The 14,627-nt window shown below is 53.9% G+C and carries 13 protein-coding genes; 12 read left to right on the top strand and 1 reads right to left on the bottom strand.

The window, feature by feature from the left end; all coding sequences use genetic code 11:
- Positions 1-252: 252 nt before the first annotated feature.
- The 5 genes from citZ to SACSAC_RS02215 all read left to right on the top strand — a co-directional run bounded on the left by citZ (position 253) and on the right by SACSAC_RS02215 (position 5,679).
- A complete protein-coding gene (gene citZ, locus SACSAC_RS02235) occupies positions 253-1,365 on the top strand; it encodes a citrate synthase (protein WP_037283010.1) in 1,113 nt (370 codons plus the stop codon).
- Between the two features lie 180 nt (positions 1,366-1,545).
- Positions 1,546-2,844: an NADP-dependent isocitrate dehydrogenase gene (icd, locus tag SACSAC_RS02230; RefSeq protein ID WP_037283007.1), complete on the top strand. Its 1,299-nt coding sequence runs from the start codon at positions 1,546-1,548 to the stop codon at positions 2,842-2,844.
- A 212-nt stretch (positions 2,845-3,056) separates the two neighbouring features.
- Positions 3,057-4,010, top strand: a complete 954-nt coding sequence (gene mdh / locus SACSAC_RS02225; protein ID WP_037283004.1) for a malate dehydrogenase — start codon at positions 3,057-3,059, stop codon at positions 4,008-4,010.
- A 199-nt stretch (positions 4,011-4,209) separates the two neighbouring features.
- Positions 4,210-4,638, top strand: a complete 429-nt coding sequence (locus tag SACSAC_RS02220) for a hypothetical protein (RefSeq protein WP_037283002.1) — start codon at positions 4,210-4,212, stop codon at positions 4,636-4,638.
- Positions 4,639-4,797: 159 nt separating this feature from the next.
- Complete coding sequence (locus SACSAC_RS02215) at positions 4,798-5,679, top strand: SDR family oxidoreductase (RefSeq protein WP_037282999.1); 882 nt, start codon at positions 4,798-4,800, stop codon at positions 5,677-5,679.
- Between the two features lie 98 nt (positions 5,680-5,777).
- Here SACSAC_RS02215 and yfbR read toward each other — a convergent pair whose 3' ends face one another.
- Positions 5,778-6,410 carry a 5'-deoxynucleotidase gene (yfbR, locus tag SACSAC_RS02210; RefSeq protein WP_037282996.1) on the bottom strand — a complete coding sequence of 211 codons (633 nt, stop codon included), beginning with the start codon at positions 6,408-6,410 and terminating at the stop codon, positions 5,778-5,780.
- 180 nt (positions 6,411-6,590) lie between these two features.
- Between yfbR and SACSAC_RS02205 the strand changes: the two genes are divergently transcribed.
- The 7 genes from SACSAC_RS02205 to SACSAC_RS26710 all read left to right on the top strand — a co-directional run bounded on the left by SACSAC_RS02205 (position 6,591) and on the right by SACSAC_RS26710 (position 14,594).
- Positions 6,591-7,565 carry a bile acid:sodium symporter family protein gene (locus SACSAC_RS02205; RefSeq protein ID WP_037282993.1) on the top strand — a complete coding sequence of 325 codons (975 nt, stop codon included), beginning with the start codon at positions 6,591-6,593 and terminating at the stop codon, positions 7,563-7,565.
- Positions 7,562-9,367 carry a two-component system histidine kinase PnpS gene (gene pnpS, locus SACSAC_RS02200; protein WP_037282990.1) on the top strand — a complete coding sequence of 602 codons (1,806 nt, stop codon included), beginning with the start codon at positions 7,562-7,564 and terminating at the stop codon, positions 9,365-9,367. Before SACSAC_RS02205 ends, pnpS begins: the two co-directional genes overlap by 4 nt.
- Positions 9,368-9,535: 168 nt before the next feature.
- Entirely contained in the window at positions 9,536-10,270 is a 735-nt protein-coding gene (locus tag SACSAC_RS02195; RefSeq protein WP_037282987.1) for a response regulator transcription factor, read from the top strand.
- Between the two features lie 114 nt (positions 10,271-10,384).
- On the top strand, positions 10,385-11,803 hold the full coding sequence (locus SACSAC_RS02190) for a methyl-accepting chemotaxis protein (RefSeq protein WP_051506803.1): 1,419 nt from the start codon (positions 10,385-10,387) through the stop codon (positions 11,801-11,803).
- Positions 11,804-11,899: 96 nt separating this feature from the next.
- Positions 11,900-12,655 carry a phosphate ABC transporter ATP-binding protein PstB gene (gene pstB / locus SACSAC_RS02185; protein WP_037282985.1) on the top strand — a complete coding sequence of 252 codons (756 nt, stop codon included), beginning with the start codon at positions 11,900-11,902 and terminating at the stop codon, positions 12,653-12,655.
- 40 nt (positions 12,656-12,695) lie between these two features.
- Positions 12,696-13,355 (top strand): phosphate signaling complex protein PhoU, encoded by a 660-nt coding sequence (phoU, locus tag SACSAC_RS02180; RefSeq protein ID WP_037282982.1) that lies wholly within the window; start codon positions 12,696-12,698, stop codon positions 13,353-13,355.
- 198 nt (positions 13,356-13,553) lie between these two features.
- Positions 13,554-14,594: a magnesium transporter CorA family protein gene (locus SACSAC_RS26710; protein ID WP_051506802.1), complete on the top strand. Its 1,041-nt coding sequence runs from the start codon at positions 13,554-13,556 to the stop codon at positions 14,592-14,594.
- Positions 14,595-14,627: the final 33 nt, after the last annotated feature.

The following is a 14,627-nucleotide window of genomic DNA, read 5'->3' as shown; positions in this document are numbered from 1 at the left end:
AGAAACGTTCAAAAAATTGACAAAATCCGGTATGATAACGAAGAACTAAGGTTACGCGCCTTGTTGTTTTCCTCGCAAGGTTTTGATACTGGAGGCCCAAACGTTTGTTAATCGGTAAAAACGGTTACAACTATTTGGGGTGTGTTTCAAACCCGAAGACCCGTGGAAGTTCTGCGGGTTGCAAACACATTGCATGCCTCCGAAAATGAACGCCTGCATGTATCCGTTCCATTCGTAAAGGAGAGATGTACGATGACAGCGACTAAAGGTCTGGAAGGCATTGTAGCCGCAACTTCTTCGATCAGTTCGATCGTGGACGGTGTGCTTACATACCGGGGGTATAACATCGACGATCTGGCCGTTAACGCCTCGTTCGACGAAGTGGCGTACTTGCTCTGGCACGGCGCATTGCCGAACGAAGAGCAACTGGCTGCATTAAGAAGCAACTTGGAGAAGTATGCGGCGGTTCCGACGGAATTGATCGAGCAGATGAAGTTGTATCCGAAGGATATGAACATGATGGCTGCGCTGCGTACCGCGGTGTCGGGGCTGGCTTTGTACGATAAGGAAGCCGACGACATGAGCCGCGAAGCGAATCTGACGAAGGCAGAGCGTCTGCAAGCGCAACTGCCGACTTTGGTTGCGGCACTGGCTCGCATTTCCGAAGGTCAAGAGCCGATCGCACCGAAGGAAGGACTGGGCCTGACCGAGAACTTCCTGTACATGATGAGCGGGGAAGTACCTGAGCAGACCGCTATCGAAGCTTTGGACAAAGCGCTCGTGCTGCACGCCGACCATGAGCTGAATGCTTCGACGTTTGCGTCGCGCGTAACCGTGGCAACGCTGTCGGACATTTATTCCGGCGTAACTTCGGCTATCGGCGCGCTTAAAGGGCCTCTGCACGGCGGGGCGAATGAAGCCGTCATGCGAACGCTTGAAGAGATCGGTACTCTCGATAACGTAGAGAGTTACATCAACGACAAACTCGACAACAAAGTCAAGATTATGGGCTTCGGCCACCGCGTCTACAAGAACGGCGATCCGCGCGCGAAGCATCTGATGGAGATGTCCCGCCGTTTGGGCGAGACCAAAGGCGATACGTCGCTGTATGAAATGTCGGTAAAGGTAGAAGAACTTGTCACTTCGAAAAAAGGCCTGAAGCCCAACGTCGATTTCTATTCGGCTTCCGTCTATACGATGCTCGGAATTCCGCGCAAACTGTTCACGCCGATCTTTGCGATCAGCCGGGTTTCGGGGTGGACCGCGCATATCCTGGAGCAATACGAAGATAACCGCCTGATCCGTCCGCGTGCCGAGTATGTAGGCGAACTGGATCTGACCTACGTGCCGATCAAACAACGCTAAGCAAAAGCAGGCCGTCCGACGGCTAAAGAAGCTGCGGACGGCTTTTTTTCGGCAAGGTTTTCACCTTTTGTTCAAAATTGCTTCGTCATGAGCTACAATGTAAGAGGTTGCAGGTGCAACTTTGCTTTTTGAGCAGCGGGCACCGGGCTTTACCAACACTTTGAAGGAGGAATTCCATTCATGTCTAAATTGGAAAAATTCGCCGCACCGACTGAGGGAGAAAAAATTCAGATCGATAACGGGACGCTCGTTGTTCCGAACAACCCGGTTATTCCGTTTATCGAAGGCGACGGCACAGGCCGCGACATCTGGAAGGCTTCCAAACGCGTTCTTGACGCGGCGGTGGAGAAAGCTTACAACGGCGAGAAAAAAATCGCCTGGTACGAAGTATTCGCAGGCGAGAAAGCATTCAATACATACGGAGAGTGGCTGCCGGCAGACACGCTGACAGCGATCCGTGAATATATCGTAGCGATCAAAGGACCGCTGACTACGCCGATCGGCGGCGGCATTCGTTCCCTGAACGTAGCGTTGCGTCAAGAGCTTGACCTGTACGTCTGCTTGCGTCCGGTTCGTTACTTCGACGGCGTACCTTCGCCGGTTAAGCGTCCGGAACTGGTCGACATGGTTATTTTCCGCGAGAACACGGAAGATATCTATGCAGGCATCGAGTACCAAGAAGGCAGCGAAGAAGTGAAGAAAGTGCTGGAGTTCCTGAAAAACGAAATGGGCGTGAACAAAATCCGTTTCCCGGAAACTTCGGGTATCGGCATCAAGCCCGTTTCGGAAGAAGGCTCCAAGCGTCTGGTTCGCGCAGCGGTTCAATACGCAATCGACAACGGACGCAAGAGCGTGACGCTCGTGCATAAAGGCAACATCATGAAGTTTACCGAAGGCGCCTTCAAAAACTGGGGCTACGAAGTGGCTGAAGCCGAATTCGGCGATAAAGTGTTCACATGGGCACAATACGACGAAATCAAAGAAAAAGACGGTACGGATGCAGCGAACGCGGCGCAAAAAGCGGCTGAAGACGCTGGCAAGATCATCGTGAAGGACGCAATCGCGGACATCGCGCTGCAACAAGTTCTGACGCGTCCGACAGATTTCGATGTCATTGCGACATTGAACCTGAACGGCGACTATCTGTCCGACGCTTTGGCTGCGCAAGTCGGCGGCATCGGTATCGCACCGGGCGCTAACATCAACTATGTAACAGGCCACGCGATCTTCGAAGCGACGCACGGTACGGCTCCGAAATACGCGGATAAAGACGTAGTGAACCCGGGTTCCGTCATCCTGTCCGGCGTTATGATGCTTGAGCATTTGGGCTGGCAAGAAGCGGCTGACCTGATCTACAAAGGTCTCGAAACGTCGATCAACAACAAAACCGTCACTTACGACTTTGCCCGTCTGATGGAAGGCGCGAAAGAAGTGAAGTGCTCGGAGTTTGCTGACGAAGTCATCAGCAACATGAAGTAAGAAGGAACACGAACGGACGAAGATGGGCCGACACAGTATCTTATCAACTCTTAATCAAAGGTTTACGTTCTCCCGAAACGCGCGCGCTTTAGATGCGTTTCGGGCGGCCCTAACCCTACCTTTAATGTTGATCGGATACGTTGCCCGTCTTTCGATCCGTTCTTTTTTTTGCCGAATCTCATTTACTTATCAAATAAGGAGGCAGCATGATTATGACGATTACGCGCAAAAAAATTACGATTATCGGTGCCGGCTTTACCGGAGCTACGGCAGCATTAATGATTGTCCAACAGGAACTGGGCGACGTCGTTTTGTTGGATATTCCGCAGCTTGAGAATCCGACTCGCGGGAAAGCATTGGACATGCAGGAAGCATTGCCGGTGCTCGGCTTCGACGCCAGAATCAAAGGAACGTCAAACTATGAGGATGCCCGAGATTCCGATTTGGTCATCCTGACGGCAGGCATTGCCCGCAAACCGGGAATGAGCCGCGACGACCTCGTCAATACCAATGCCGGCATCGTGCGTTCGGTCTGCGAACAGATCAAGCAGGTAGCGCCGGAATCGACCGTACTGGTGCTGAGTAATCCGGTCGATGCGATGACCTATGCGGCGTATCAGACGCTGGGTTTTCCGAAGAATCGGGTTATCGGGCAGTCGGGGGTTCTGGATACGGCCCGCTATTGCGCGTTTATTGCCGAAGAGCTGAACGTATCGGTGGAGGATGTACGCGGTTTTGTATTGGGCGGACATGGCGACGACATGGTTCCGCTCGTGCGCTATTCCAGCGTCGGAGGGATACCGATCGAGACTTTGATTCCGAAGGCGCGTATCGCGGAGATTGTCCAACGCACCCGGGTAGGCGGCGGAGAGATTGTGAACCTGCTCGGCAACGGCAGTGCTTACTATGCTCCGGCAGCTTCGCTGGTACAGATGGCCGAGGCTATTTTAAAAGACAAGAAGCGGGTGCTGCCCGTTATCGCGCTGCTGGACGGAGAGTACGGATATCGGGACCTGTTCCTTGGCGTACCGGCAGTATTGGGCGGGGACGGTATTGAGAGGATCTTTGAATTGGACTTGACGGAGGAAGAAAAGTCGGCGCTCGACGTGTCGGCCGATTCTGTCCGCAGCGTGATTTCCGTTGTGGCTGCGGGACTGCCTGACTAAATTTTTTGAAAATAGAATATCTTCAGCTCAAGCGTCCGCTCCGATCCCAAATATCGGTAGTCGGACGCTTTTTATCAGGCTTCAATCACTGACATTCTTCTTCTTATGCGGTAAAATAAAGCGCTGAAGCCAATTTACCGGTAAACAAACGCTTGAACGGGTAAAAGGCAGCGACATGGAATCGAACAGGGGGAGAAGAATGGAACGTTTTATTTTATTTCTGCACGTATTAGGTGCTGTAGCCATGGGATTTTATCTGCTGGCACCGCTCATCGTCTCGCAATTGAACAAGCTGGAGGGCGAAGCGAAAAAAGGCATACTGTCCGTCATGCGTTCACTCAATACATATGCGCAATACGGCTTGGTGCTGGAGTTGTTAACGGGAATCTACCTGTTCACCCAAGATGATTACTCGGTACTCTGGATCGTGCTGACATCCGTATTATTCGTGCTGATCGGCGCATTCGGCGGCATGATGGGCGGACCGCTGCGGCGCGCGCTCGACGGACTTACAGAGAAGCGCGATATCGCCGCGGAGCTTCGCAAGCTGCGCGTCTTCGGCACAATGGTGTGCGTGTCGTTCGTGGCTATTTTATTCGTTATGATGTTCTACCGCTTGTTCGCTTAAATTCAAATTTTTGCATTCAATCCCTTTTATGAAAAGAGCATGGAGTTCGGAAGAACTTTCTCTTTTTGTAAAAGGGATGTTTTCGTTGGGGCAAGGTGTGGTAAGTATGAGACGGAAGCTCGAAGACAACTACGGACAAACACGAAGGGAGTTTTCAGTATGCCAGCCAACGAACAGCAAGCCAACGAATTGAGACCCAAAAGCCCGCCTGCCCAACAGCTTGAAGGGCACGGTTCGGAATCGGACATGACGCCGAGACCCGAATATATTTCGCCGAGTTATAAAGCCGCGGGCAAGCTTGAAGGCATGACCGCATTGATTACCGGAGGAGACAGCGGAATCGGCCGCGCCGTTGCCGTGCATTACGCCAAGGAGGGCGCGGACGTCGCGATCCTGTATTACAGCGAACACGGAGACGCCGAGGAAACGAAACGTCTCGTCGAAGCGGAAGGCAGGCAGTGTCTGCTGCTGGTCGGCGATGTAGGCGATGAGGCCTTCGCGCAGGAATCGGTGAACCGCGTAATCGAGAAGTTCGGCAAACTCGATATTCTGGTCAACAACGCGGCCGAGCAGCATCCGCAGGAGTCGCTGCTGGATATCACGGCCGATCAGTTGGAGCGCACGTTCCGGACCAATATTTTCGGCATGTTCTTCATGAGCAAAGCGGCGCTGCCGCATCTCAAGGAAGGTGCATCGATCATCAACACCACTTCGATCACGGCGTATCGCGGCAGTCCCGAGCTGTTGGATTACTCGTCAACCAAAGGCGCGATCACGAGCTTCACCCGTTCGCTGTCGATGAGTTTGGCCGAGAAAAAGATCCGGGTCAACGGCGTAGCGCCGGGGCCGATCTGGACGCCTTTGATTCCTGCCACGTTCCCGGAAGAAAAAGTCGAATCGTTCGGCGAAAGCCAACCGATCGGCCGAATGGGCCAACCGTCCGAACTCGGACCCGCTTACGTCTACCTGGCTTCGCCGGACGCGTCTTACGTCAGCGGACAGATCATTCATATCAACGGCGGAGAGATTATTAACGGATAAAAAGGAATAAAGGATAAGCCGAAAAGCCGTTTCCCGGGCGCAGCAGCGCGCCGAGGGAAGCGGCTTTTTTTGAACGTTCAACGGTTTGGATCTCGGACTTAACGTACTTCCGGACGCTGCGCTTCTTCGCCGATCTGCGCCGACAATTCATCCAGCGTCATCTCGAAGGCAGGAGCCATATGCTTCAGGAAATATTCGACCTCCGGCATGGCGGATTCCGCCAACTTCTCTTCCGTTTGCTGCTTGGCTACCGCGAATTCCCGATTGCCCGCCGCGACTTCCCAGGCACATTTCAGATAGGCGTCTATGCGGTCTGCGGCTTTGACGTAGGCATGCAGCTCCCGGTCTTCGGCGTTCGGTTCGCTTGTGCCGATCAGCGGCGCATAGACCGGTTGGAGCGCTTCGGGAGCCATGTCGGTCAGCCGCTGCGCGCCCATTTGCTCGATCAGGCGGAAATTGGACAGCAGCGCTTCATTGTGATGCTTGACCGGAGTCGGGATATCGCCGGTGAAGACCTCCGGCGCATCATGGAACAGCGCAAGCGTGGCGGCACGATCCGCGTTGAGCGATTTGCCGTACATTTCGTTGCCGATCGTACATAATAGATGCGAGAGCAGCGCCACATGGTAAGAGTGCTCGGCAACATTTTCAGTCATGGTACTGCGCATCAGACTCCAGCGCTTAATATGCTTAAGACGGTATAAATAAGCGGAAAACGGATAAGTAGTCAAAAGAAGGCACCCTTTCTTTGCTGCGTTCACGACTTTCGGTCGCCGGACTTTGTGGTAAAATGAAAAAGGATTATTGAGTTTTCGTATCTGCCCCAGACAAGTACGCTACCCATTATAGCAGGATTGAAAGGAAGGGACGCAAGTGAAAATTGCAGGAATGAAGCGGAAGGACAAGGGCCGATGAGAGAAAAAGCCCTGGCGTTCAGCAGTTGGGTGGACCGGGGAATGTTTTGGATCACTCCGTCGCTGCTGGTATTGGGCCTGGTCTTTTCCAAGCCGTTTCTTCCGCTTGTGCCCGCCATACCGTACTTGTTCGCCTATATCACATTCGTAATGGGCGTCGGCTGCGGTCGCGAGCATCTGAAACAAGTCTTCTCCCGGCCGCTGCCGATTGTACTGACGCTTGTGATCAGCCACCTGGTGGCGCCGCTTGCCGCTTTTGCTCTGGGAAGCGCCCTATTCGGTTCTTCCTCGCCTTATACGATCGGATTGGTGTTGTTCACGATCATTCCGCTAGGCGTATCTTCGGTGCTGTGGATCGAGCTGTCGGGTGGTAGCTTGGCTCTGGGCTTGGCGATGGTGCTGCTCGATTCGGCGCTCAGTCCGATCGTCGTGCCGGGTTTGATCCAACTGTTCTTCGGAGCGGAGCTGACGTTCGATACGCTGCATCTGATGCGGGACCTGCTGCTGATGGTTGTTGCGCCAACCGCTTTGGGCGTCGTCATCTACGAGCGCTCGGGCGGCAAGTTCAAGCAGCAGGCAGGACCGATCCTGCTTCCGATTTCGAAAATATTCTTCATGCTTGTGATCTTGCTCAATGCAGCGGGGATCGCGCCGTATGCGTATGAGCTGCGCGGCGATTTGGCTTCGGTCATTCCGGCGGTGCTTCTGCTGGTAGGCATCGGGTATATGTTGGGCTACTACACGCCGCTGCTTTTCAAGCAACGCGCGCCCGAGGTGCTGGTGACCGTCTCGTTCGCGACAGGGATGCGCAACAATTCGCTGGGTCTGGTACTCGCGCTGGGTTATTTTTCGCCACAGGCAGCTGTTCCGGTTGTGCTCGCCATCTTGGTTCAACAGCCGCTTGCTACATTGCATCAATTTGTTTTGCGTAAATTCAAACCGTATCCGTTGAAGGAGAGCCTCCGTTCATGAAACCCTTTCGTTCCCGTCTCACCTTGATTTTACTGCTGCTCGTCGGCATCTCCGTGCTGGCTGCGGGACTTACGATGGCCAAAGTATTCCGGGACTCGCATATTCGTTCGCTTGAAGAGTATATGGGACGCGAGATTGCTTTGCTTGAAGATTTATTGGTGCTTCCGCCTTCTCCGCAGGAGGGGGAGGCGATCTCGCAGAACTTCGCAGAAGAAGCGCGTCGCCTTGCTTCATTAACCGATTCCCGCGTGACGTTCATCGCCAAAGACGGCCGCGTAATCGGCGATTCGCAAAGCGACCCGGCCTCGATGGACAATCACCTGAATCGCGAAGAGATTCGAACATCGCGCGCCGACGTGCCCGGACATGCCGTTCGGTACAGCGACACGCTCGGACGGGATATGCTTTACGTGGCCGCACCTATTCTCTCGTCGGGAGGGTTCGACGGATATATCCGTTTATCGATGAGCCTGGCAATCGTCGAAGAGGGATTGCAGCGGGGGTGGCTCATTATGGGCAGTGCCTTGGCCGCGTTGTTCCTGCTCTCGGCGGCGCTCAGTTACCGGTTGGCCGGAGGGCTGACGAAGCCGATCGAGCATATCATGGATACGGCGAACCGCATTTCCAAGCTGGATTACGATGCGCGGGTCGGTCCGATGCGCCGCGACGAGATCGGGCAGCTCGGCGCTTCGATCGACAATATGGCCGACAGCCTGCAAGCACAGATGCATACGATTCGCGATAACGAGAGCCTGCTTCAGAACGTGCTGGACAATATGACCGGCGGGATTCTGATGATCGACGAAGAGGAGCGAATCGGGTTGGTTAACCGCCAGGCCGAGCGGATGCTGGGCATTCGGGCAGACCGCGTGGTGGGGCGTCCCTATACCGAACTGAAGCGGTTCTATGAGCTGACCCGTTTCATCGAGGACGGGCTGCATCATAAAAACCGGATGCACGACGAGCTGACGCTCTTCGTGCCGGAGGAACGATTGATTTCGCTCGACGGCGTGCCGATGACGGTGCTGCACGATGATTCGTATCACGGCATGCTGTTCCTTTTCCAGGACGTATCGGATATTCGGCGCCTGGAGCGGATGCGCAGCGAATTCGTCGCTAACGTCTCGCACGAACTGAAGACGCCTGTAGCGGCCGTGCAGGGATTTGCGGAGACCCTGCTTTCCGGCGGGGTAAAAGACGAAGATACCGCGCGTTCATTCCTCAAAATCATTTATGATGAAGGAGACCGATTGAATCGGTTGATCGGCGATATTTTGGACCTGTCGAAGATCGAATCCAGACGCATTCAGCTCGACTATGCGCCGGTGCATGTGTTGACCTTGTTCCAATCGGTAAGCAAGGTTCTCGAAGCGTCGGCTGAGCATAAGCGGATCGACATTCGCCTTCAAGTGCCCGATGAGTTGTTTGTCGAAGCGGACGAGGATCGGATGCGGCAAATCTTCATTAACCTGGTCGGAAACGGAATTAGCTATACACCGGAAGGCGGGCGCGTGACGGTTAAGGTTGAAGAGTTCCTGCACGAAGAATATGAAGAAGACCGCGTGCGGTTCAGCATTGTAGACAACGGCATCGGAATTCCGAAAAAAGACCTGCCGCGGATCTTCGAGCGTTTCTATCGGGTGGATAAAGCTCGTTCGCGCATTTCGGGCGGTACCGGTCTGGGTCTATCGATCGTGAAACATTTGGTGGAACTGCACCGCGGAACCATTTCGGTAGAGAGCGAGTTCGGGATTGGCAGCACGTTTATTGTCGAACTTCCTGTGCTTCAGGAAAATCCGTAATTTTTTACACAGAGTTAACAATGCCGTGATATGCTGATGAAGGTCAAAAATAGACATAGGCAAAAGCCTGTCATTTTTCACCCGAAGAGCGTTAAACAGACAAGGGTAAACGTGACTTGCGGCTTCTTGCGCAAATGTTGAAGGCAAACGAAATGGGGGATCGAGCCAATGGCTAGGAAACTGCTCGTGATCGAAGACGAGCCGACGCTGTCCCGGTTGATTTCTTACAATCTGTCTCAGGACGGCTACGAGGTTGTACTCGAGGAGCATGGGACGGGCGGATATGAGCGGGCTCGCAGGGAAGCTTTCGATTTGATCCTGCTGGACCTGATGCTGCCGGGCATGAACGGCATTGAAATTTTGGAGAAGCTTCGCGCTTCCGGCGTCAAGACGCCGATCGTTATTCTAACCGCCAAAAACGCGGAAGAAGACATCGTGCTCGGATTGAAGCTCGGCGCGGACGATTATATTACCAAGCCGTTTGGCGTATCGGAAATGCTGGCGCGCGTGGGTGCGGTGATCCGGCGTACGTCGGGTGAGGAGTCGGAATATACGGCTCCGGCAACTTCCGAATCCAAAATCAGCTTGGGTGCACTGACGATTTATCCGGATAAATACGAAGTCATGCTCGGTCAGCAGGCGATTAATTTGAGACCGAAGGAATTCGAAGTCTTGTTGTATCTGGCGCGCAAGCCCGGCGTCGTGATGACGCGGGATGATTTGATGAATGCGGTTTGGGGCTTCGATTACATCGGCGGCCAACGCACCGTAGACGTTCACGTCAGCTCTTTGCGTAAAAAGCTGGAACTTGATCCGGGATCGGTACACATTGACTCGATTCGGGGCGTAGGTTATAAACTGGTTGTGGCTCAAGCCAAAGCAGACTCTAGACCATCCCTTTAAGGGAAGGTCGGAGTCTTTTTTTTGCGTCTTTTTACCTAGTGTTAACCGGGCGTTGACACCTAAGTAACGAGAGCGCGCTATAATTGAAAAAAACACAACGGGGGCGAAGCATGTATGCCTGGAGCGGGAACGCTGGAAAAAGAAGAAGTAGTTCAAAAGTCAGGGTCGGAAGAACATTTACCCAACGGGCAAGCCGGGCATCGCGAGCGGACAGGGGCGTCTGCCGCGATGGATGAAGGTCAAGAAGAAATGTCGCCAACTTCCGTTCTCGCTTCGCTCCTCCGCGGCAAGGGGCCGCTGGAGCATGCTACCGGACCTGAGAAATACGCCAAACGCGAGTTAGAGTTGGAGATTTCCGTGAAGGAATTCACAAGTCAGGCCACCCATAGACCGGCAGCACCTGCAGAAGAGGATGCATCATTCCGAAACGGGCCTGTTTTAGCGGATGAGCCGGAACGTGAGGAAGAACCTCTTTCATTGTCTGATTACGCGCGTCCGGCTCCGGTCATCGGGCCGGAACTGACCTGCTTTGAGGCTTTGCAGGCGTTTAAAAGCGAGCCTGACGCGCCTTGCGTAGTTGTCTGCTCTTCAAGCGGCCAGCCGATGATGCTCTTGATGCGAGACGCTTTTTACCGCAAGTTGACCGGACGTTTTGCGCCGGAATTATTTTATGACCGTCCGGTAGCGGAAGCAGCCGGTCTGCCTCCTTTAAGCTCTGAGGCAGATACGTGCCCGGCAGATCTGATCGATACGGCACTGGCAAGAGGCGACGAGTCGTTCGCAGACTGTGTCATCCTAACGCGCGACGGGCGTTACGAAGGCGTACTCACCGTACGGGATCTGATCCGTTTGTCGCGCGACCTGCAAGAGCGTGCCGCGAAAGAGCGTCAAAACCAAATGACGGGAAGCCGCCGCATGCTGGGGCAGGTATCCGGTTCATTGACAGAAATTCATGATGCCGCCGGTCATGCGGTGCGCGAGGCAGAACGCATGAATCGCCGGACGGAAGACGGTCGTAAAGCGCTTGCTGAGGCGGGTTCGGCCTTTTCCGAGGCGGCTTCGGCTATTGCGGATCAGCGTGGATCGATCGACAATATGCTGAATTGTGCCAAGGAGATCGCACGGGCAACCGGTTCGATTCGCGGCATTGCAGGTACAAGCTCGCTGCTCGCGCTGAATGCTTCGATCGAGGCTGCGCGAGCGGGCGAAGCGGGACGAGGATTTGCTGTTGTTGCGGGCGAAGTTCGGGCTTTGGCAGAATCCACGCGCCGGCTCTCCGATGAAATCGGCAGCCTATTGGAACGCCTGAACACATTGAGCCAAGGAGCGGCATCGGGTATGGAAGAAGCAGAGACTCGAATTCGCAGCGCGTCCGACCGAATGGGGGCCGCCGACGGAGAGTTTCAAGAAGTGTCCGCGTCGGCTCGCGGCTCTGAAAAAGGCGGGCGCGTCACCTTCCGATTGACGGAAGGGGCGCTTCGCGAAGTCGAGGCGGTTCGCTCTGCACTGGAACAATCGCTGAACGAACGATAAGACCAGATTTTACTCTGCGTTTACAATTCTTCTTAATATCCTTAACAAACCGACGATACACTGGCTTGAGGAGAACCGCGAAGGAGACTCAGAAGAATGGAACCGATTATTCGTACCGAAAACCTGGATCTGTATTACGACCAGTTTCATGCGCTGAAGAGCGTCAATCTTGATATTCCCGAAAAAGCGGCGACCGCTTTTATCGGACCTTCGGGCTGCGGCAAGTCGACGCTGCTTCGAACGCTTAACCGAATGAACGACCAAATCGCCGGGACGCGTATCGAAGGACTCGTGTCGCTTGGCGGTGCCGATATTTATGATAAGAACATGGAAGTCGAAGACTTGCGCAAGCGAGTCGGCATGGTTTTCCAGCAACCGAATCCTTTCCCGAAGTCGATCTATGAGAACGTAGCCTATGGTCCGCGTCTGAAAGGGATCAATAAAAAGGCTGAGTTGGACGAGATTGTCGAAGAGAGCTTGAAACAATCGGCCCTCTGGGATGAAGTTAAGGATTTCCTGAAGCGTTCGGCATTCGGGTTGTCCGGCGGTCAGCAGCAGCGGCTGTGCATCGCGCGCGCGCTTGCGGTAAAACCCGACGTATTGCTGATGGACGAATCCACTTCGGCCCTCGACCCGATTTCGACGGCGAAGATCGAAGAGTTGATTCGCGAAATCAAGCATAAATATACGATCGTCATGGTGACGCACAACATGCACCAGGCAGCACGGGTTTCGGATAAGACTGTCTTTTTCCTGAACGGCGTAGTCGTTGAAGCGGCGGAAACCAAGACCTTATTCTCCACGCCGGAAGATTCGCGCACGGAAGATTACATTTCCGGCCGGTTTGGTTAATCACATTATAAAGTACAAGGAATAGGGAGGTCGTTTCGATATGGTCCGCAGAACAGACTTTGACTCGGGATTGAACCAGCTTCGCGAACTGCTCATCAAGATGGGTACGCGAATGGACGAAGCGCTGCAGGAAGCGGTAGAATCGCTGAAGACAGCCGATTTGGCAAAAGCCGAAGAGGTGATCCGCCGCGACGGCGAGCTGAACGTGCTAGAAGAAGAAATTTTGGAACTCGGCTCGCAGTTGATTATTACGCAGCAGCCGGTTGCCAAAGACTTGCGCCGCATTATCGTGGCTTTCAAAATTTCGAGCGATTTGGAGCGTATGGGCGATCTGGCCCGCGATATCGCGAAAGTAACCGTACGTTTGGATGGCGAAGCTATTGTTAAGCCGTTGGTGGATATTCCGCACATGGCCGGCATCGCTTCGACCATGATTTCGGAGTCGATTCGTTCCTACATGGACGAAAACACCGATCTCGCGTATAAAATGGCGAAAGACGACGACGAAGTCGACGAGCTGTACGGCTCCATGCTGCGTGAGTTGTATGCGCTGCTGATCGACAAACCGGAAGCCGCGCCGCAAATGATGCTGCTTCAGATGGTGGGCCGCTACATCGAGCGTATTGCCGACCATGCGACGAATATCGGCGAGAACGTCGTATTCCTGGTAACCGGACGCCGTCCCGATTTGAATTCTTAATTGTTTCCCGCGAGCGTCGCCCCAGCTTGGCAGTGGCTTTATCCGCTGCCCGCTACCACCCAACGCTCGCTTTCCCGCTGCCCGTGTTCTCCGGTATTCCCTGCCGGAGAACGCGGGCTTTTCAATTTGGTTTGCAGAGCGAAGCCGGCAGGGTAATGGATAAGGCAGACGTGAGCATGCAGGGAAGGAAGAATCGGCATGAATAAAGAAGATCAACCGCGCATACATCGCAATAGACATAGAAATCAAGAACAGTCGGAAGGCGTAAAAGAAGCCGGGCGGGAGTGGCGATGGTATGCGTTTTCGGATCACGCTGAAGCGAAAGCGCACCCGGATTACGCAGCAGATCCCGTCATTCTTCAGTGGTTGTCGGAGAGCACGGCGAGAATACATAATCGCACGCTTGCAACGGCTCGCCATGCCGCCGTTGAAGACAGCGTGCTCAACGGAACCCTATCGCTCGATATGGCACCCAACAAGCGTGACAATAATCTGTTAATCCATTATTTCGTGAAAAAAGATCTGCTGATTCTGATTGGTGATCTGGGCGTGGGCTTGACTCGAACGGATGAGCAACGCTTGGCGGAGTCCATGCTCGCCTGTCAGGCGCCGATCGACGCGCTGCTGGTGCTTCTCAGCGAAATTCTGGAGTTCTTTTTTATCCAGTCCGATCGATTCGAACAAAGTCTGCATGCTATGGAAGAAGAGATGCGTACTCGCAACGACAAACGAATTTTGAAACAAACGATTAATCTGCGCAACGACTTGACCTACTGGAACGCACAGATCATTCCGATCAAGGAAATCCGCTATGCCTCCGAAGAGACCTTCCGCAGCGATGTAGAGGAGTCGGATTGCAAGCATATTCTGGATCTGCGCCTTCGCAGAATCGGGATGCTCCAGCGCGAGTACAACGAGGAGATCGACTCGCTGTTGCGGGTGGACGAGAATATTACCAATTACCGTTCGAATGACATTATGAAGGCGCTGACTCTCTATACGGTACTGTTGACGCCGACAACGGCCCTCGGAGCCATCTGGGGGATGAACTTTGAACATATGCCGGAGCTGTCGTGGCCGTTAGGGTATGCGTTCGCGTTGGCTGTGATTCTGGCCTCTACCGGAGCGACCTATTGGTGGTTGAAACAGCGGGGGTTGACAGCGGATATCCTCAATATGAACACCGATTCCGCCCAAGGAAGCCGAACGGGAAAAAAGGAGCGCCGTAAGCATAAATGATTCCTTTTCCCCGCTTGGCAGCTCTTGTTTTTT

The sequence above is a fragment of the Saccharibacillus sacchari DSM 19268 genome (assembly GCF_000585395.1).
Lineage (GTDB): Bacteria > Bacillota > Bacilli > Paenibacillales > Paenibacillaceae > Saccharibacillus > Saccharibacillus sacchari.
Note: the sequence above shows the minus strand (reverse complement) of the source record. Positions and strands in the feature narration are given on the sequence as shown.